This is a genomic window from Spirillospora sp. CA-128828 (genome assembly GCF_050945415.1).
In the GTDB taxonomy this organism is placed as follows: Bacteria; Actinomycetota; Actinomycetes; order Streptosporangiales; family Streptosporangiaceae; genus Spirillospora.
Map to the genome: position 1 here is coordinate 2,125,763 of NZ_CP191986.1, position 18,359 is coordinate 2,144,121.

The window sequence follows — 18,359 nt, forward strand, 5'->3', positions numbered from 1 at the left end:
GAGCATGGGCCTGGATCTCTTCTCGGACGTGGCGGACCTGACGGCGGCGATCGTCGACATCGAGTCGGTGAGCGGCGCGGAGGAGCCTCTCGCCGACGCCGTCGAGGAGGCGCTGCGGGCGCTCCCGCACCTGGTGGTGGAGCGCGAGGGCCACAACGTGGTGGCCCGCACCGATCTCGGACGGGACGAGCGGGTGGTGCTGGCGGGGCACCTCGACACCGTCCCGCTGAACGGCAACCTTCCGTCCCGGGTCGAGGGCGACCGGCTCTACGGCTGCGGCACCACGGACATGAAGAGCGGTGTCGCGGTCGCGCTGCGGCTCGCCGCCACCGTCACCGAGCCGACCCGCGACGTCACCTACGTCTTCTACGAGTGCGAGGAGATCGAGGCCGAGCGCAACGGGCTGCGGAAGCTCGCGGCGGCGCGGCCCGAGCTGCTCGCGGGCGACTTCGCCGTGCTGATGGAGCCGACGGGCGCGCTGATCGAGGGCGGCTGCCAGGGCACGATGCGGGCCGAGGTCACCGCGACGGGGGAGCGGGCGCACAGTGCCCGCGCCTGGATGGGGTCCAACGCGATCCACACCGCCGGGCGGATCCTGGACGTGCTGCGCGCCTACGAACCGGCCCGGCCGGTTGTGGACGGCCTTGAGTACCACGAAGGCCTGAACGCCGTTTTCATCTCCGGGGGCGTCGCCGGAAACGTCATCCCCGACGAATGCATCGTCACCGTGAACTACCGGTTCGCGCCCGACAAGTCGCCGGCCGACGCCGAGGCGTACCTTCGGGAAACCTTCGCCGGCTTCCAGGTGACCATCACCGACTCCGCGTCCGCCGCCCGGCCTGGGCTGACACACCCGGCCGCCGCCGCGTTCACCGCGTCCAGCGGGGCCGAGGTCCGCGCCAAACTCGGCTGGACGGACGTCGCCCGCTTCGCCGAGCTCGGCGTCCCGGCCGTCAACTTCGGCCCCGGCGAGCCCACCCTCGCCCACACGAAGGACGAGTACGTCGAGATCCCGCTGATCGCCGAGTGTGAGCAACGTATGCGCACGTGGCTGGAGGCTCCGACTACCGTGGCTCCATGACCATGGAAGTGAATCCCCGATCGCGCCGGCAGGGTCCGGCCATGCTGCGGGGGCGGGCCGTCCCGCCGACGACGACCGACCAGCGCCTCCTCGACAGCCGCGGCCCGGCCGACTGGGTGCACGCCGACCCGTGGCGGGTGCTGCGGATCCAGGCGGAGTTCGTCGAGGGCTTCGGCCTCCTCGCCGAGCTGCCGAAGGCCGTCAGCGTCTTCGGCAGCGCCCGCACGAAGCCGGACTCCCCGGAGTACGAGCTCGCCGTGGACATCGGCGCCCGGCTGCACGACGCCGGCTACGCCGTCATCACCGGGGGCGGGCCGGGGATTATGGAGGCGGCCAACAAGGGCTGCGACGAGAACGGCGGCCTGTCGGTCGGGCTCGGCATCGAGCTGCCGTTCGAGCAGCGGCTCAACGACCATCTCGACATCGGCCTGGAGTTCCGCTACTTCTTCGTCCGCAAGACGATGTTCGTGAAGTACTCGCAGGCGTTCGTCGTCCTCCCCGGCGGCTTCGGGACGCTCGACGAGCTGTTCGAGGCGATCACCCTCGTCCAGACCGGGAAGATCACCCGGTTCCCGATCGTCCTGGTCGGCACGGAGTTCTGGGGCGGGCTGATCGAGTGGATCAAGAAGTCCATGCTGACCAGCGCCAAGATCTCGCCGCAGGACATCGACCTGATCCACCTGACCGACGACCCCGAGGAGGTCGTCAAGATCATCCACGAGGGGCACACCCGGGCCGAGCAGGAGATCATCGAGGCCCGCGCCCAGGCCGAGGCCGCGGAGACGGCCGGCGAGTGACCCGTGGCCGTCGCGCCAGCGGTGGCGCGGCAGGGCATGCGGTTCAATTCGGCCATGGGGAGTGAGCGCGCCGGGGAGCGGCCGTTCCGGGCGACGATCAACGACGTGGCGCGGGAGGCCGCCGTCTCGCCGGCGACCGTCTCCCGGGTGCTGACGGGCACCAAGGCGGTCTCCGCCGATCTGGAGCGGCGGGTCCGCGCGGCCGTCGAGCGGCTGGGGTACCGCCCCAATCCGGCGGCGCAGGGCCTGCTCCGGGGCGCCACGCACACGATCGGGATGGTCGTCCCCGACCTCGGCAACCCGTACTTCGCGGAGGTCCTCAAGGGGGTCACGACCGCGGCGGAGGCGGCGGACTTCCGCACGCTCGTCTCCGACACGGGCGAGAACCCGGACGCCGAGTGCGCGGCCGCCCTGGAGCTGGCGCGCTGGACGGACGGCGTGGTGCTGTGCTCCCCGCGCATGCCCGACGCCGACCTGGCCGCACTCGCGGACCGGGCGCCCCGCCTGGTGTGCGTGAACCGGCTCGGCCGGGGACGGACGGTCCCGGCCGTCGTCGTCGACTTCGAGGCCGGGGTCGCCGCAGTGTGCCGGCACCTGCGCGGCCTGGGCCACCACCGCGTCGTCTACCTGCGCGGGCCGTCCAGGGCCTGGTCGGAGCGTGCCCGCCAGCGGGCGCTGCGCGCGGCGGCCGGTCCCGGTTTCGAGGTCGCCCAGGTCCCGTGCGGGTCGGGCGACCTGGACGGGTACCGCGCCGCCGACGCCGCCCTCGCCACCGGTGCGACCGCCGTCGTCGCGTTCAGCGACCACGTGGCGCTGGGCGTGCTGGCCCGGCTGGACGAGCTGGGGGTCGGCGTCCCCGGCGAGGTCTCCCTCACCGGCTTCGACGACACCTCGCTCAGCCGGCTGGTCAGCCCGCGGCTGACCACCGTCCGGGTCAGCAAGCAGGACCTCGGCCGGCGGGCCTGGGAGCTGCTCGGCGCGCCCGCCCCCGACGTCATCACGATCGCGCCGGAACTGGTCGTCCGGGCCTCCACCGCGCCGCCTCGCTGATCAACCGGCCGTTGCGAAGGCGTCCACTCCCGTGAGGTCGGCCGAGAGCCGCCACAGCCGTGCGGCCTGGTCCGGGTCGGTGGCCCACGTGTTGACCCCGTAGCCGAGGACGGTGCCGGGTTCGGCGGGCTCGGCGATGTCGCAGTCCTCGCAGTACAGGCCGCCCATGCCGTCCAGCTGCGGGGACGTCGCCGCCCACACCTGCGTCGCCGCGCCCTGCTCGGGGGTCTTCCACACGCTGCCGGACGCGCCCTCGTCGATCCTCGTGCTCAGCCCGGCGATTTCGTCCTCCGACATGTGGCGGCCCAGGGCGGTCCTGATGGTGCCCGGGTGGAGCGAGAAGGCCCGCACCCCCGCATCCCGGGCGAGGGAGTCCAGGTGCAGGGCGAACAGGACGTTGGCCGTCTTCGCCTGACCGTAGGCCTCCCATTTGTCGTAGCCGCGCTCGAAGTGGACGTCGTCCCAGCGGATGCCGGACAGCTGATGGCCTCTGGAGGAGACCGACACGACCCGTCCCCGCCCTTCCCGGATCGCCGGCCAGAGCCGGTTCACCAGGGCGAAGTGGCCGAGGTGGTTGACGGCGAACTGGCTCTCCCAGCCCGGGCCGACACGCGTCTCCGGGGCGGCCATGATCCCGGCGTTGCCGATCATCAGATCGATTGCGCGCCCGGTCCCGAGGAAGCGCTCGGCGAAGGCGGTCACGCTCCGCTGGTCCGCGAGATCGAGCTCGTCCACCTCGACGCCGTCGATCCCGCCGGCGGCCTCCTCGGCGACCTCGCGCCGCCGGGCGGGCACGACCACCCGCGCTCCGGCGGCGGCCAGCGCCCGGGTGGTCTCCAGGCCCAGTCCGGAGTAGCCGCCGGTGACGATCGCGAGCCGCCCCGACAGGTCGATGCCCGCGAGGACGTCCGCGGCGGTGCTGTGCGCGACGAAACCTGAACCGATCTTGTGCTGCCGAGTCGTCATGGGACCGAACGTACGAGCTGGAGCACACTCCAGGTCAACCGCATGGGAGACCGGCCGGCGGGTACTCCCGGCCTGTGGACGTGGACGTCGTGGAGGACGGGCCGTACCGGTTCCGGATCGAGCCGGCCGGAGCCATGCGCGTGCCCGGGGTCGTGTTCGCGTCACGGGAACTGCTGGAACCGGCCGCGAACGCGATCCAGCAGGTCGCCAACGTCGCCACGCTCCCCGGGGTGGTGGACGCCTCGTACGCCATGCCCGACATCCATCTCGGGTACGGCTTCGCGATCGGCGGCGTGGCGGCCACGGACCCGGACGACGGCGGTGTGATCTCGCCTGGGGGCGTCGGCTTCGACATCTCGTGCGGCGTCCGGCTGATGGCGGCGGACATCGACGCGTCCGGGCTCAAGCCCGTCCTGGAGACCGTGATGGACGGGCTCGACCCCGTCATTCCGCGTGGCATGGGCAAGGGCGCCGTCTGGCATCTGCCCGGACGGCGGGAGCTGACCGGCATCCTCACCGGCGGATCGCGGTACGCGGTGGAGCAGGGCCACGGGGACGAGCGCGACCTGCTGCGCTGCGAGGACGCCGGGTCGGTCGCCGGCGCCGACCCGGGGCAGGTGAGCGAGCGGGCGGTGGAGCGCGGCGCCCGGCAGGTCGGCAGCCTCGGGTCGGGCAACCACTTCCTTGAGGTGCAGCAGGTCGCGGAGGTGTACGACCCGGACGTGGCCGAGGCGTTCGGGCTGCGCCCGCACCAGGTCTGCGTGATGATCCACTGCGGCTCGCGCGGGCTGGGACACCAGATCTGCACCGACCACGTCCGGGCGATGGAGCGGCGGATGCCGCGGTACGGCATCGAGGTGCCGGACCGGCAGCTCGCCTGCGTCCCGGTCGGCTCCGGCGAGGGCCGCGCCTACCTCGGCGCGATGGCGGCGGCGGCCAACTACGGCCGCGCCAACCGGCAACTGCTCGCCCAGGCGGCGCGGAGGGTCTTCCAGCGGGCCGCCGGGGTCCGGCTCGACCTGGTCTACGACGTCTCGCACAACCTGGCCAAGCTCGAAGAGCACGTCGTGGACGGGGAACGGCGGCGGCTGTGCGTGCACCGCAAGGGCGCCACCCGGGCGCTGCCGCCCGGCCATCCCGACCTGCCGCCCGACCTGCGCGAGGCGGGCCAGCCGGTGCTGGTCCCCGGGACGATGGGCACCTCGTCCTACGTGCTCACCGGGGTACCGGGAGGGCCCGCCTTCGCGTCGGCCTGCCACGGCGCCGGACGCGTGCTGAGCCGCCACCAGGCCGCCCGCGGCGTTAGCGGCGAGCGGCTGCGGTCGACGCTGGAGGGGCAGGGCATCGCGGTGCGGCCGTCGTCCTGGCGCGGCCTGGCCGAGGAGGGGCCGGACGCCTACAAGGACGTGTCCGCCGTGGTGGAGGCCGGTGAGGGGGCGGGGCTCTGCCGGAAGATCGCCCGTCTCGTGCCCCTCGGGGTCGTCAAGGGCTGATGGCGTCACACGTCGATCGTCACCACGCAGGACCAGCCGCGGGCGTCCCGGCCGAAACGCAGTTCGTGCAGTGACACCGCCTTGGGCACCGCGCCCACCCCGGTGGCCGCCCCGGCGTCTCCGGCCGCCAGCCAGACGTGCAGCCCGCCGTCCGGCGTCGAGGTGATCTCGGCGCCGAGGACGAGGGACCCGTCGGCGTCCAGCCGGTAGATCACCTCGTCCAGCACGGCCACGAGCAGGTCGGCGTCCGGCGCCGGGGGGACGTCCACCCGGATCTCGCGCGACGATGGGACACCGGAGACGTCGGCGAAGGACTCCACGAGCCCGGCGACCGCCTCGCCGACGCACCCCTCCCGCGTCGGCGCCCACGCCTCGATCCGCAGATCCGCCGCATGCGGAACACCGCGATGCCCGCTACCACCTTCCGGCATGGACGACATCGTCGAACGCCCTGCGGTCGGGCCGCCCGATCGGCCGCAGCGGACGGTCCGCCGGGCGGCCGAGCGCGATCATCACGGCGGCGAACCGGTCGTCCGGGATCCCGAGCAGCTCACGGGTCCGCTCCTGGTCGGAGACGTTCGCGTGGCCGCTGCCGATGCCGAGGTCCGCGGCGGCCAGCATCATCGCCATCGTGGCCTGGCCGAGGTCGAAGCGCAGCCTGTCGCGCCGCCCGGCGTCCTCCTCGATCTGCGCCACCAGCACGATCGTGGCCGCCGACCCGGCCACGTGGCCCGCCCCCTGCCATACCTTCGACAGTTCCCGGAGCGTCTCTTGGTCGGTGACCAGGACGAAGTCCCACGGCTGCCAGTTGTTCGCCGAAGGGGCCCGGCGGCCCGCCTCCAGTATCCGGTCGAGCTGCTCGCGCGGCAGCGATTCGTCCTGGTAGGCCCGCACGTTGCGCCGCGAGGTGAGCGCTTCCCAAGTCTCCACGCCGGTCGGCTACCCGGCCCCGGCCCCCCGAAACCGGAGCCGGGCGCCTCCCGGCGCTACGCCGGGGTCAGGTGGAGGATCGCGGACCCGTCGGCGGCTGAGAGCACGGTGATGACGATCCCGTTGGCCGTGGCGCGCGTACCCACGCCCGCCGTCCACCATGTACTCGACCGCCCCGACTGATCGTCGCCTCCGGAGGAGTAGCCGCCCCCGCCGAGGTTGAGGCACTTACCGCTGGTGCCGCAGACCTGAACGGCGGTGAAGGAGTTCCCGGAATCGGTGATGGTGAACGACACCGTGCCGCCCTTCACCGCCTTGGTCTCCAGTTTGCCGATCTTGAACTTCTTCCGGTCCACCGGGAGCGTCGCCGGACCGGTCACCTTCACCTCGCAGGTGCCGCCCTTGCAGGCGTTCAGATCGGTTCCGTCCGCGGCCGCTCGCGATGTGGGCGTCGAGGACGTCGTGCCGTCGGCGGATCCGGATCCGTCCCCGCCCGATCCGCAGCCCGGCAGTGCCAGAACCGCGACACCGGCCAGCAGACTGCACGCTGCGCGGACGGTCAGACCGGGCGATGAGTGTGTCGTCATGGCAGGTCCATCGCTCCTTTCGACGCGGGAGGTTCGTGGCCGCCGAGCTTAGGCATCCGCCGCGGGACCGGTCCCGCCTCGTCGGCCGTCGCGGAGGCGATCATCGGTTTCCTCGGCGAACATGGAGCCATGTCGCCGTGGCGGTTCGTCGTGGTGTTCGGCGTGGTCAGCATGCTGGCCGACGTCGTGTACGAGGGCGCGCGGTCGATCACCGGCCCGTTCCTCGGGTCGCTCGGCGCCGGCGCCACGCTGGTCGGGGTGGTGACCGGGGCGGGCGAGGCCGCGGGCCTGGTGCTGCGGCTGGTCAGCGGCCCGGGGGCGGAACGGACGGGCCGGTACTGGGCCTGGACGATCGCCGGCTACGGCCTGACGGTCGTGGCGGTGCCCGCGCTGGCGCTCCCGGTCGGGCTGGCCGGCGCCTGCGTGCTCGTGATCGCCGAGCGGGTCGGGAAGGCGACGCGCAGCCCGGCCAAGGACACCCTGCTCTCGCACGCCGGCACCCCCATGGGGCGCGGGACGGCCTTCGCCGTACACGAGGCGCTGGACCAGACGGGCGCCTTCGCGGGCCCGCTGATCGTGGCGGGAGCCATCGCCTGGCACGGGTACGGCGCGGGATTCGGCGTGCTCGTGCTCCCCGGCGTGGCGGTTCTCGCCGTGCTGGTGTGGCTCGCCCGCCGCGTCCCCGACCCCTCCGTCTACGAGACCGGGGCCGAGGGTCCGCGGGCGGCGGGCGGGCATCGGGGCGCGCCGCTCGCCGGACTGGGCGGCGTCTTCTGGCGTTACGCGGCCTTCTCGGCCGCGACCATGGCGGGGTTCGCCACGTTCGGCCTGATCGGGTTCCATCTGGTGGACGCCGGGCTGCTCCGGCCGGAGCTGGTCCCCGTGGTGTACGCGGTGGCCATGGCGGTGGACGCGGTCGCTGCGCTCGCCACGGGCCGCCTGTTCGACCGGTGGGGGCTGCGCGTCCTGGTGGTGCTGCCGGTGCTGGCGGGCGCCGGGACGGTCCTCGCGCTGACCGGCTCGGTCGTCCTCGCCCTCGCCGGGGCGGGGCTGTGGGGAGCGGCGATGGGCGTCCAGGAGTCCACGATGCGCGCCGCCGTCGCCGACCTCGTCCCGGCCGCGCGGAGACCGACGGCCTACGGCGCCTTCGCGGCGGTCTACGGCGTCGCGTGGCTGGCCGGCGGGGCGGCGCTCGGAGCCCTCTACGGGCACGCGCCGGCCGCGCTGGCTCCGGTGGTGATCGCCGTCCAGGCGGTGGCGCTCGCCATGCTCTGGCCGTCCGTCGGCCGTCCACGGCTCACGTCGGCGGAATCAGGACGGAGTCGATGATGTACACGGTCGCGTTGGCGGTCTGGACGTTGCCGCAGACCACGTTCGCGGCGCCGACCGTGTAGGAGTCGCCCGAGCCGCTGGTGGTGAGCGTGCCGCCCTGCAGGGTCTTGAAACTGCCGGTCCCCAGGCCGCTCGGCGAGATCCTCCGGCCGACGACGTGGTAGTTGACGATGCTGGTCAGCGTCTTCTTGTCCGCCAGCAACTTGTCGAGCCTGTTCTTCGGGATCTTCGCGAAGGCGCTGTTGGCCGGCGCGAACACGGTGATGTCCTTGGCGGAGTTGAGCGTGCCGGTGAGGCCCGCCTTCTCGATCGCGTCGGCCAACCTGGACAGCATGGGGTTGGTCGACGCGGCCGTCGCGACCGGTTCGGCGGACATGCCGCTGGAGCCGTCCGGGCCGGTCGTCGAGATGCCCGCGCACGCCGGGCCGAACGGCAGGCCCATCGGGCTGTCGCCGGTGCCGGCCGGGGCGGACGAGCTGGGCGGGGCGGACGAGCTGGGCGGGGCGGAGGAGCTGGGCGACACTACGCCGGAGGCGTCGTCACCGCAGCCACTGAGCGCGGCCGGCAGGGCCACCGCGGTCAGGATGCCGACGGCGATTCCGAGGCGATGCATGGGTGAACTCCTCTGGCGGTCGATGAACTACCGGTCTGGACAGCTTGCAGCGATCAGGTCACGGTGGCCACCTCCCCGCAAACCCAGCTGCGACTCCGGGCCGTGGCACGGCGTCGCAAAATCGCGGCCTGACCAGGGCGTTTCCGCGGAGGGAGGGAAGTGTTCCCTCTGGAGGTGGAGCGTGGACAGCAACGCGAAGGTCAAGGCGAGCGCGGCGGTGGTGGCGGCGGTCCTGGTGCTCGCCGGGTGCAGCGGCGGGGACGACAAGAACGCCGAGTCGGCCGCGGTGCGGACGTCGGCGCCGGTCTCGGGCGGGGCTTCGGACCTGCAGCAGCAGTACGAGAGGGTCGTGGACGCCGTCCTGCCGTCGGTCGTGAAGATCCAGACCGACCAGGGGGAAGGGTCCGGCGTCGTGTTCGACGGCCAGGGGGACATTGTGACCAACGCGCACGTGGTCGCCGGCGCGAAGAGGATCCAGGTCACGTCCTCCAGCGGCGGGTCCCCGCTGGACGCATCCCCCGTCGGCGCGTTCGCCGCCGACGACCTGGCCGTCGTCAAGGTGCACGGCGGGTCGCTGAAACCGGCGTCGTGGGGTGACTCCGGCAAGACCGAAGTGGGCCAGATCGTCCTCGCGATGGGCAACCCGCTGGGGCTGGCCGGGAGCGTCACCAACGGCATCGTCTCCGCGCTGCACCGGACGGTGACGACCAAGGGGGAGGGCTCCTTCCAGGGCTCGACGATCGCCGACGCCATCCAGACGAGCGCGGCGATCAACCCGGGCAACAGCGGCGGCGCCCTCGTCACCCTGGACGGGCAGGTGATCGGCGTCCCCACCGCGGCCGCGTCCGACCCGCAGATCGGCGGTGCGGCGGCCGGCATCGGCTTCGCGACGCCGAGCGACACCGTGAAGCGGATCGTCCCGCAGCTCATCCAGACGGGGAAGGTGTCGAACTCGGGCCGGGCGGCGCTCGGCGTGGTGGTGCGCACGATCGTCGACCCGCAGAGCGGGCAGCGGTCGGCGGTCGCCGTGGTCGAGGTCGAGAAGGGCGGCGGCGCCGCCGCGGCGGGGATCCAGGCCGGGGACCTGATCCTTTCGGTGAACGGCACCGCGACGCCCGACCAGACGGCGCTGTCGTCCATCCTGGCGAACCTCCAGCCGGGCCAGACCGTGAAGGTCGAGATCCAGAAGCAGGACGGCTCCAAGAAGCAGGTGGACGTGAAGCTCGGCGAACTTCCCGGCGGGGCCTGATCCCCGGCCATTGACAGGGGCCTGTACGCGGGTACAGTGTACAAGCGTACAGGTTGCTGAACATTGGTACAGGGGTGGGGATGGCGCCGAGTGAGCGGGCCGAGGATCTGACCGGACGCGCCCGCATCAGGGACGCGGCACTGCTGGAGTTCGCCGAGCACGGGGTGAAGGGCGCGACGATCCGGGGCATCGCGAAGGCCGCCGGGGTGTCGCCCGCCCTCGTCCAGCACCACTTCGGGACCAAGGACGCGCTGCGCGAGGCGTGCGACGAGTACGTGATCGAGACCATCGGCGAGACCAAGCGGGAGGCGCTCGACGGGGGGATCTCCAGCCCCGGCTTCCTGTCGGTCGCCATGCGGACGGCGCTGCCCGTCCAGCGCTACATCGCCCGCGTGCTGACCGACGACTCGGCGGCCGCGCGCACCCTGTTCGACGACGCCGTGGCGTTCAGCGAGGACTTCCTGAAACGCGGAGGACCCGGGATCTCCACGCCGAACACCGACGACCTGCACGGCTACGCGACCGTCATGACCGCCATGAGCTTCGGCCTCATCGTCCTCCACGAACACCTGTCGCGCGGCCTGGGCGGCAACGTGCTGATGGGCGAGGGCTACCCCCGGATGGCCCTCGCGATGCTGGACGTCCTCGAGGACAACATCATGTCGCCCGAGCTGACCGCGCAGGTGCGCGCCGCGCTGAGATCCCTGCCCGCCGCCGGTGGGCAGCCGCCCCACGAGGAGAAACGGTGACAACGAACGAGCCCCCCGTATCCGTGTCCGGCCTGGTCAAGAACTTCGGCCGGACCCGCGCGCTGGACGGGCTGGACCTGACCGTCCGGCCCGGCGAGGTGCACGGATTCCTCGGCCCGAACGGCGCCGGGAAGTCGACCACCATCCGGATCCTGCTCGGCCTGCTGCGCGCCGACGGGGGCACGGCCCGGCTGCTCGGCGGCGACCCGTGGCGGGACGCGACGGAGCTGCACCGCCGGCTCGCCTACGTCCCCGGCGACGTGACGCTGTGGCCGAACCTGTCCGGCGGCGAGGTGATCGACCTGCTCGGCCGGATGCGCGGCGGGACGAACGCGCGCCGCAGGGCCGAGCTGCTCGACCGGTTCGAGCTCGACCCGCGCAAGAAGGGCCGCGCCTACTCCAAGGGCAACCGGCAGAAGGTCGGGCTGATCGCCGCGCTGGCGTCCGACGCCGAGCTGCTGCTCCTCGACGAGCCCACATCCGGCCTGGACCCCCTCATGGAGGAGGTGTTCCAGGAGTGCATCCGGGAGGAGCGGCGCGAAGGGCGGACCATCCTGCTGTCGAGCCACATCCTGTCCGAGGTCGAGGCGCTCTGCGACCGCGTGACGATCATCCGGAAGGGCGTCGCCGCCGAGTCCGGGACGCTCGCCGAGCTGCGGCACCTGACCCGCACCTCCATCGACGCGGAGCTGGCGTCGCCGCCCGACGGGCTTCCGCTGCCCGGTGCCCACGACGTCCGCATCGACGGCAACAAGATCCGGTTCGAGGTCGACACCTCCGCCCTGGACGCCGCGCTGCGGCAGCTCACCGAGGCGGGCGTGCGGAGCCTGACCAGCCGTCCGCCGACGCTGGAGGAGCTGTTCCTGCGCCACTACAAGGACGAGCTCGCCGCGGACAACGGGCACCGGAAGGCGGTCTGATGAGCACGGTGGCGAAGACGAGGGCGGAGGTCCTCGCCCCGCGGCGGACACGGCTGGGCGCACTGGTCGGGACCGGCGCCCTGATCAGGCTGATCCTGCGGCGCGACCGGTTCGTCCTCCCGGCGTGGGTCCTTCTGCTGACGCTGATCCCGGTCAACTTCGTGAAGGCCACCGACAGCCTCTACCCGGCGGCCGCGGACCGTCTGGAGTACGCGCACACCACCGGAACGAATCCGACGTTCCTCGCGCTGTACGGGCCGATGTACAGCTCCGACCTCGGCGGCATCGTCGCGCAGCGGGTCGGTTTCATCCCCGTCGTCATCGGGCTGATCAGCGCGCTCACCGTCGTCCGGCACACCCGGACCGAGGAGGAGGCGGGGCGCCGCGAGCTGCTCGGCGCCACGGTCACCGGGCGCGGCGCGGGCCTGGCCGCCGCGCTCATCGTGACCATGGCGGCGAACCTCGTGCTCGCCGTCCTGCTCACCGCGGGCATGGCCGGGCAGGACCTGCCCGTCGCGGGCTCGCTGGCGGTCGGGCTGCAGTTCGCCGCCGCCGGATGCGTCTTCGCCGCCGTCGCGGGCGTCACCGCCCAGCTCAGCGAGAGCGCCGGCGCCGCGCGGGGGACCGCCATCGCCGTGCTCGGCACCGCGTTCGTGGTCCGGATGGCCGCCGACGTCGGCGGCGACGGCAACGGGCTGTCGTGGCTCGGCTGGCTGTCGCCGCTCGGCTGGGGCAACCGGGTGCGCGCCTACGGCGGGGAGCGCTGGTGGACGTTCCTGCTGATCGTCGCGCTCGTGGCCGTCCTGGTGGCCGCCGCCGGAGTGCTGTCGGCCCGCCGCGACGTGGGCGCGGGGGTGCTGCCGCCGAGCCTCGGCCCGGCCGACGCGCCGCGCCGGCTGTCGGGGCCGTTCGGTCTCGGCTGGCGGCTGCAGAGCCGTCCCCTCTACGGATGGCTCGCCGGGTTCGCCGCGCTCGGCGTCGTTTACGGCGCGGTCGCGGGCGGCGTGGGGGACATGGTGAAGGACAACCCCGACCTGGAGAAGATCTTCACCCGGATCGGCGGGCAGAGCGGGATCACCGATGCGTACTTCGCCTCGATCATGAGCACCCTCGGCCTGATCGCCGCCGCCTACGCGGTGTCGGCCACGCTGCGGCTCCGCACCGAGGAGTCCGGGGAGCGCGCCGAGCCGCTGCTCGCCACCCCGGCGGGACGGCTCCGGTGGGCGGCGAGCCATCTGGTGTTCGCCCTGCTCGGGCCGGTCGCGGCGCTCGGCGTCGCGGGGCTGGCCGCCGGGGTGGCGCACGGCCTGGACACCGGCGACCCCGGCCGCGAGGTGCCGTGCGTCCTCGGCGCCGCGCTCGCACAGCTGCCCGCCGTCTGGCTGGTCGCGGCGATCGCGCTCGCCGTGTTCGGGCTGGCGCCCCGGTTCACCGGCGCGGCCTGGGCCGCGGTCGGCGTGTTCGCGGTCATCACGCTCTTCGGAGCCGGGCTGAACCTGGACCAGTGGGCCCTGGACGTCTCGCCGTTCACCCACATCCCGAAGCTGCCGGGACGGTCGTTCACGGCCACGCCCATGATCTGGCTCGTGGCGCTCACGGCCGCCCTGGCCGCACTGGGCATGGCCGGGTTCCGCCGCCGCGATATTGCGTCGAGCTGACCGGGGGAACCGGTTAGATTGACGGGGTGACAGCGCCTGAACCCCTCGCCATCTGTGTGTTCTGCTCCTCCAGCGGCAAGATCGACCGCCGCTACGTCGATCTCGCCGCGGAGGCGGGCGCCGAGCTCGCCCGGCGCGGGCACAGCCTCGTCAGCGGCGGCGGCCGGGTGTCGTGCATGGGCGCCGTCGCCCGCGCCGCGCGGGAGGGCGGCGCCCGTACCGTCGGCGTGATCCCCGAGGGCCTCGTCAGCGCCGAGATCTCCGACGAGGACAACGACGAGCTGATCGTCACCGCGGACATGCGGGACCGCAAGGGCGAGATGGACCGGCGCAGCGACGCGTTCCTCATCCTGCCCGGCGGCATCGGCACGCTGGAGGAGCTGTTCGAGGTCTGGACGGCCCGCGCCCTCGCCATGCACGACAAGCCGGTCGTCATCCTCGACCCGACCGGCGTCTACGAGCCGCTCCGCGAGCTCATGACCGGGCTGACCGAGCAGGGCTTCGCCCGCCCCAAGATCTGGGACGCCATCGGCTGGACGAACTCCGTCCCCGAGGCGTTCGACCTCCTGGAGCGGTCGCAGCCCCGCATCGAGTTCTCCCCCGAGGACTACGCGGAGGCGGAACTCTAGCCCGTCAGTCGTGTTTGCGGCCCGGCATGTTCTCGTACATGTCGGTGAGCTTCTGGCGGAAGCCGCGGGCCGCGATGCCGATCTTCTGCGGGTCCTTGAGCCCGGCCTTGACCGCCTTCTTGGCCTGGTCCTTCATGATGTGCGGCGGGATCGGGGCGATCTCGTTGTCGACCACGAACTCCAGCACGACGGGCCGGTCACTGGCGAGGGCCTCCCGCCACGCGTCGGTCACCTTCCCGGGCTCGTCGCAGTAGATGCCCCGGAGCCCCGCCAGCTCGGCGTACTTGGCGTACGGGAAGTCCGGGATGCTCTGCGACCCCTCGTACTTGGGGTCGCCGCCCATCGCGCGCTGCTCCCAGGTCACCTGGTTGAGGTCCTGGTTGTTGAAGACGGCGAAGATCAGCGGCGGTGAGCCGGCCATCCGCTCGGCGTACCGCTTCACGGTGATCATCTCGTTCATGCCGTTCATCTGGAACGCGCCGTCGCCGACGAAGCAGATGACCGGGCGGCCGGGGTAGGCGAACCGGGCCGCGATCGCGTACGGGACACCGGGCCCCATCGTGGCGAGGGTGCCCGACAGCGACGCCCGCATCCCGTCCCGGAGCTTGATGTGCCGGGCCCACCAGTTGGTGGCCGACCCGGAGTCCGCGGTGAGGATGGCGCCGTCCGGCAGCAGCGGGGACAGCTCGTGCGCGACCGCCTGCGGATTGATCTTGCCCTCGAAGCTCTGGCCCGCCCGCTTCGCCATCACGGCGTCCCAGGCGCGGACGTTCTCCTCGATCTCCTCGCGCCAGGCGCGGTCCTTCTTGCGCCGCAGCAGCGGGATCAGCTCCCGGAGCGTCTCCGCGGCGTCCCCGACGACGTGCGCGTCCATCGGGTAGCGGATGCCGATCATGCGGCCGTCGATGTCGATCTCGACGCCGCGGCAGCTGCCCTCGTCCGGCAGCCACTCGGCGTACGGGAAGCTCGTGCCGATCATGAACAGCGTGTCGCAGTTCATCATCATCTCGTCGCTGGCCTTGGAGCCGAGCAGCCCGATCGGCCCGGTGACGAACGGCAGGTCGTCGGGGACGACCTCGCGGCCGAGCAGCGCCTTGGCGATCCCGGCGCCGAGCAGCTCGGCGGTCTCGATCACCTCGGCCTCGGCGTCCGCGGCGCCCTGGCCGATGAGCATGGCGACCTTGCCGCCCTCGTTGAGGATGTCCGCGGCCTTCCGCAGCTCCTCCTTGTTCGGCAGGACGCGGGGCCGGCTCCAGCCCACGCTGGAGTAAACCGAGCCGTGCTCCTTGGGCGGCGACGGCATCGCGTCCGACTCCTGGACGTCCTCCGGGATGATGATCGCGGCGACACCGCGGGTGGTCAGCGCCGTCTTGAACGCCCGGTCGATCACGTGCCGCATCTGCCCGGGGTGCATCACGATCTGGCAGTACTCCGAGACGTCGGAGAACAGGTTCTCCAGGTTCACTTCCTGCTGGTAGTGCGTGCCCTGGGCGAGGCGCTTCTGCTGCCCGACGATCGCGACCACGGGCTGGTGGTCCAGCTTGGCGTCGTACAGGCCGTTCAGCAGGTGGATCGCGCCCGGTCCCGACGTGGCCGTGCAGACGCCCACCTCACCGGTGAACTTGGCGTGGCCGCAGGCCATGAACGCGGACATCTCCTCGTGCCGCGCCTGGATGAACTCCGGCTTCCCCTCGGCCCGGTCGAACGCGCCGAGCATTCCGTTGATGCCGTCGCCCGGGTACCCGTAGACCCGGTCCACGCCCCATTCGGTCAGCCGGTGGAGGACGTAGTCGGCCACTTGCTGCGCCATCGAAGTCTCCTCTCCTCGTCAACTCGTCGTGCGTCATCGCCGCAGCGGCCCGTCAGCGCCGCAGCAGCTTCGCCGCGCCGGCCGCCGCGCCCGCGGCGGCGCCGGCCGTCGCCGCCCCCACCAGGTACTTGTGGCGCCCCGCCCAGACCTGCGGGCTGCGCGCGTGGGCCTGCTCGTCGAACCGGCCGTGGCCGCCGTGGTCGGCGGTGTCGTCGGCGGGTTCCCAGAGATTGGCGGGCTGGTCCGCGCGGGTGCGCTTCTCGGTCTGCTGCGACTTGAACCCGGTCCGCGCCAGGTAGCGGTCCAGGAGCCCGGCCGCGACCTTGTTCGCGAGGATCGTCCCGACCGTGCTGCCGCCGACCCAGTACTCGCGGCGCCCCGGATGCTCGGCGGCGTAGACGAGCGCGTCCGCCGCGACCTCCGGCTGGTAGATGGGCGGGACGGGCTGGGGGCGGCGCGGCAGCCGGTTGAGCACCCAGTCGAACTGCGGCGTGTTGACCGCCGGCATCTGCACCATCGTTACCTTCACGCCGCTGCGCTCGTGCATCAGCTCCGCCCGCAGGGAGTCGTGCATCCCCTGGACGGCGTGCTTGGAACCGCAGTAGGCGCTCTGCAGCGGGATGCCCCGGTAGGCCAGCGCCGACCCGCACTGGACGATCACGCCGCGGTCGCGCGGCATCATCCGCTTCAGCGCGGCGCGGGTGCCGTTGACGTAGCCGAGGTAGGTGACCTCGGTGGTGCGCTTGAACTCGTCCGGCTCGATCTCCCAGAACGGCGCGAACACCGAGGAGAAGGCCACGTTGACCCACACGTCGATCGGGCCCAGCTCGTCCTCGGCCCGCTGCGCCGCCGCGTCCACGCCTCCGGGGTCGGCCACGTCCACGCCGATCGGGAGGGCGCGCCCGCCGGCGGACGTGACGTCGTCGGCGGCGCCGTCCAGCCCTTCCTCGCCGCGGGCGAGCAGGGCGACCTGTGCACCGCGCCGCGCGAACGCCACCGCGGTGGCGCGGCCGATGCCGCCGGTGGCGCCCGTCACCGCGACGACGGTGTCCTTACCGATCCTGTGCTTCATCTCATCCCCACTGCCCGTGACAAGGGCTCTGTAACGCAAGCCCCGCCATGGCGCCGGGCGCGGCTCGGATACCGTCGTGGTGTGCGCGCCCGCGACCTCGCCATCGAGTACCCCACCGTGACACCGGACGACACCGCGATGGACGCGGCCCGGCTCCTGGCGGGCCGGGGCCTGCCCGGCCTGGTCGTCGTGGACGATCGGCGCCGCGCGGTCGCGGTGGTCCCGGGCTCGCGGCTGCTGCGCCAGATCGTCCCGCCGCACGTCCGGGACGATCCGAACCTCGCCCGCGTCTACGACGAGCGGCACGCCGACCGGCTCTGCGCCAAGCTCGCCGACCGCACCGTCGCCGACCTGCTGGAAGACGAGCGGACGCCGCTCCCGGTCGTCGACGCGGACGCGACCGTGATGGAGATCGCCAGCGTCATGGCCGGCGCCCGCAGCCCCGTGGTCGCCGTCTCCGACGACGAACGGCACCCCGAGAAGGGCGCGGTGATCGGCGTCGTCACCGCCGCCCACCTGCTGGACCGCCTGCTCCCGGCCGCCGGCGACGCCTGACCGGCCGTTCACCCACGCCATCGAAGGAGACGAATGAGCGTCGATGTCCCCGCCTCGCGGGAGCTCGCCGGAATCGCCGAGATCGCCGCCCGCGCCACCGGCGACCGGCTGCGGACGGCGTTCCGCTCGCGGCCCCAGGTCGACACCAAGCGCGACATGCACGACCCGGTGACCGAGCACGACCGCGCGGCGGAGGAGACCATCCGGGAGGTCCTCGGCAAGCACACGCCGGGCAGCGTCGTCGTGGGCGAGGAGGGCGGCGCGCGCGGCGAGTCCGACGACGTCCGCTGGTACGTGGACCCGATCGACGGGACCGCCAACTTCGCCGTCGGCCTGCCGTTCTTCTGCGTCTCCATCGGCGCCGTCGCGGGCGGTGAGCTGGTCGCCGGCGCGGTGTACGACCCGGTGCGGGACGACATGTTCACCGCGTCCCTCGGCGGCGCCACCTGCAACGGCGAGCCGATGCGGAGCCGCGGGGCGCCCCGCGACGAGACCGCCGTCGTGGCCACGTCCTTCCCGAGCGCGCACGACCTGAGCGGTGACCGGGAGGAGGCGCTGCGGCGCTTCGGCCTGATGGTGGACGCGTTCGCCACCGTGCGCCGCCCCGGCAGCGCCGCGCTCACCCTCGCGCACGTCGCCGCCGGCTGGACCGACGTCGCCTACGACTCGTCCATCAACGCGTGGGACATCGCGGCGGGCATGCTGCTGGTCAGGCAGGCCGGCGGCACGTACGTCCCGCTCCGCGGCGAGCCGGGCGGCGACGACTGGGACGCTCCCGGATACCTGGCGTGCGTGGGCGGCTTCGACCTGGAGGGCTCCGTCATGGCCGGCGTCACCGACCTGAAGGGCGTGTGAGCACCGCCGGCGG

19 protein-coding genes are annotated in these 18,359 nt (G+C 72.9%); 12 read left to right on the forward strand and 7 right to left on the reverse strand.

The annotated features are described in order from the left end of the window. Positions 1-4 precede the first annotated feature (4 nt). From dapE to ACQPXG_RS10700, 3 genes are read left to right on the forward strand one after another with little or no spacing between them, the layout of a single operon-like run. Positions 5-1,081 (forward strand): succinyl-diaminopimelate desuccinylase, encoded by a 1,077-nt coding sequence (gene dapE, locus ACQPXG_RS10690; RefSeq protein WP_433467481.1) that lies wholly within the window; start codon positions 5-7, stop codon positions 1,079-1,081. Further along, a complete protein-coding gene (locus tag ACQPXG_RS10695) occupies positions 1,078-1,878 on the forward strand; it encodes a TIGR00730 family Rossman fold protein (protein WP_433467482.1) in 801 nt (266 codons plus the stop codon). Before dapE ends, ACQPXG_RS10695 begins: the two co-directional genes overlap by 4 nt. A gap of 54 nt (positions 1,879-1,932) precedes the next feature. Next, positions 1,933-2,928 carry a LacI family DNA-binding transcriptional regulator gene (locus tag ACQPXG_RS10700; RefSeq protein WP_433467483.1) on the forward strand — a complete coding sequence of 332 codons (996 nt, stop codon included), beginning with the start codon at positions 1,933-1,935 and terminating at the stop codon, positions 2,926-2,928. Here ACQPXG_RS10700 and ACQPXG_RS10705 read toward each other — a convergent pair whose 3' ends face one another. After that, entirely contained in the window at positions 2,929-3,894 is a 966-nt protein-coding gene (locus ACQPXG_RS10705) for an SDR family NAD(P)-dependent oxidoreductase (protein WP_433467484.1), read from the reverse strand. It abuts the gene before it with no gap. Between the two features lie 74 nt (positions 3,895-3,968). Between ACQPXG_RS10705 and ACQPXG_RS10710 the strand changes: the two genes are divergently transcribed. Continuing rightward, the gene (locus tag ACQPXG_RS10710) at positions 3,969-5,387 is read left to right on the forward strand and encodes an RtcB family protein (protein WP_433467485.1); all 1,419 of its coding nucleotides are present in this window, start codon (positions 3,969-3,971) and stop codon (positions 5,385-5,387) included. 5 nt (positions 5,388-5,392) lie between these two features. Here the strand turns inward: ACQPXG_RS10710 and ACQPXG_RS10715 are convergent, their stop codons facing one another. The 3 genes from ACQPXG_RS10715 to ACQPXG_RS10725 are packed head-to-tail and all read right to left on the reverse strand — an operon-like array spanning position 5,393 to position 6,904. Beyond that, positions 5,393-5,818 carry an archease gene (locus tag ACQPXG_RS10715; RefSeq protein ID WP_433467486.1) on the reverse strand — a complete coding sequence of 142 codons (426 nt, stop codon included), beginning with the start codon at positions 5,816-5,818 and terminating at the stop codon, positions 5,393-5,395. After that, on the reverse strand, positions 5,802-6,317 hold the full coding sequence (locus ACQPXG_RS10720; RefSeq protein ID WP_433467487.1) for a nitroreductase family protein: 516 nt from the start codon (positions 6,315-6,317) through the stop codon (positions 5,802-5,804). Before ACQPXG_RS10720 ends, ACQPXG_RS10715 begins: the two co-directional genes overlap by 17 nt. 56 nt (positions 6,318-6,373) lie before the next feature. After that, positions 6,374-6,904 carry a hypothetical protein gene (locus tag ACQPXG_RS10725; RefSeq protein WP_433467488.1) on the reverse strand — a complete coding sequence of 177 codons (531 nt, stop codon included), beginning with the start codon at positions 6,902-6,904 and terminating at the stop codon, positions 6,374-6,376. Between the two features lie 129 nt (positions 6,905-7,033). On the opposite strand from ACQPXG_RS10725, the gene ACQPXG_RS10730 reads away from it, so the two are divergent. Next, positions 7,034-8,233 carry an MFS transporter gene (locus tag ACQPXG_RS10730; RefSeq protein ID WP_433467489.1) on the forward strand — a complete coding sequence of 400 codons (1,200 nt, stop codon included), beginning with the start codon at positions 7,034-7,036 and terminating at the stop codon, positions 8,231-8,233. Here the strand turns inward: ACQPXG_RS10730 and ACQPXG_RS10735 are convergent. After that, positions 8,202-8,849, reverse strand: coding sequence for a fasciclin domain-containing protein (locus ACQPXG_RS10735; protein ID WP_433467490.1), 648 nt, complete (start codon positions 8,847-8,849; stop codon positions 8,202-8,204). The genes ACQPXG_RS10730 and ACQPXG_RS10735 overlap by 32 nt on opposite strands. A gap of 181 nt (positions 8,850-9,030) precedes the next feature. Here ACQPXG_RS10735 and ACQPXG_RS10740 point away from each other — a divergent pair, with 181 nt between their 5' ends. The 5 genes from ACQPXG_RS10740 to ACQPXG_RS10760 all read left to right on the forward strand — a co-directional run bounded on the left by ACQPXG_RS10740 (position 9,031) and on the right by ACQPXG_RS10760 (position 14,054). Then, on the forward strand, positions 9,031-10,098 hold the full coding sequence (locus ACQPXG_RS10740; protein WP_433467491.1) for a S1C family serine protease: 1,068 nt from the start codon (positions 9,031-9,033) through the stop codon (positions 10,096-10,098). An 80-nt stretch (positions 10,099-10,178) separates the two neighbouring features. After that, complete coding sequence (locus tag ACQPXG_RS10745; RefSeq protein ID WP_433467492.1) at positions 10,179-10,847, forward strand: TetR/AcrR family transcriptional regulator; 669 nt, start codon at positions 10,179-10,181, stop codon at positions 10,845-10,847. Continuing rightward, positions 10,844-11,767: an ABC transporter ATP-binding protein gene (locus tag ACQPXG_RS10750; RefSeq protein ID WP_433467493.1), complete on the forward strand. Its 924-nt coding sequence runs from the start codon at positions 10,844-10,846 to the stop codon at positions 11,765-11,767. Before ACQPXG_RS10745 ends, ACQPXG_RS10750 begins: the two co-directional genes overlap by 4 nt. Further along, positions 11,767-13,425, forward strand: coding sequence for an ABC transporter permease (locus ACQPXG_RS10755; RefSeq protein ID WP_433467494.1), 1,659 nt, complete (start codon positions 11,767-11,769; stop codon positions 13,423-13,425). Before ACQPXG_RS10750 ends, ACQPXG_RS10755 begins: the two co-directional genes overlap by 1 nt. Before the next feature lie 26 nt (positions 13,426-13,451). Beyond that, positions 13,452-14,054, forward strand: coding sequence for a TIGR00730 family Rossman fold protein (locus tag ACQPXG_RS10760; RefSeq protein WP_433467495.1), 603 nt, complete (start codon positions 13,452-13,454; stop codon positions 14,052-14,054). Positions 14,055-14,058: 4 nt separating this feature from the next. Here ACQPXG_RS10760 and ACQPXG_RS10765 read toward each other — a convergent pair whose 3' ends face one another. Together ACQPXG_RS10765 and ACQPXG_RS10770 are read right to left on the reverse strand one after the other, a co-directional pair. Further along, positions 14,059-15,864 carry a thiamine pyrophosphate-requiring protein gene (locus ACQPXG_RS10765; RefSeq protein ID WP_433467496.1) on the reverse strand — a complete coding sequence of 602 codons (1,806 nt, stop codon included), beginning with the start codon at positions 15,862-15,864 and terminating at the stop codon, positions 14,059-14,061. Positions 15,865-15,916: 52 nt separating this feature from the next. Beyond that, positions 15,917-16,936: an SDR family oxidoreductase gene (locus ACQPXG_RS10770; protein ID WP_433467497.1), complete on the reverse strand. Its 1,020-nt coding sequence runs from the start codon at positions 16,934-16,936 to the stop codon at positions 15,917-15,919. 81 nt (positions 16,937-17,017) lie between these two features. Here ACQPXG_RS10770 and ACQPXG_RS10775 point away from each other — a divergent pair, with 81 nt between their 5' ends. After that, positions 17,018-17,491 (forward strand): CBS domain-containing protein, encoded by a 474-nt coding sequence (locus tag ACQPXG_RS10775; protein ID WP_433467498.1) that lies wholly within the window; start codon positions 17,018-17,020, stop codon positions 17,489-17,491. Between the two features lie 33 nt (positions 17,492-17,524). Continuing rightward, positions 17,525-18,346, forward strand: a complete 822-nt coding sequence (locus ACQPXG_RS10780; protein WP_433467499.1) for an inositol monophosphatase family protein — start codon at positions 17,525-17,527, stop codon at positions 18,344-18,346. Positions 18,347-18,359 lie beyond the last annotated feature (13 nt).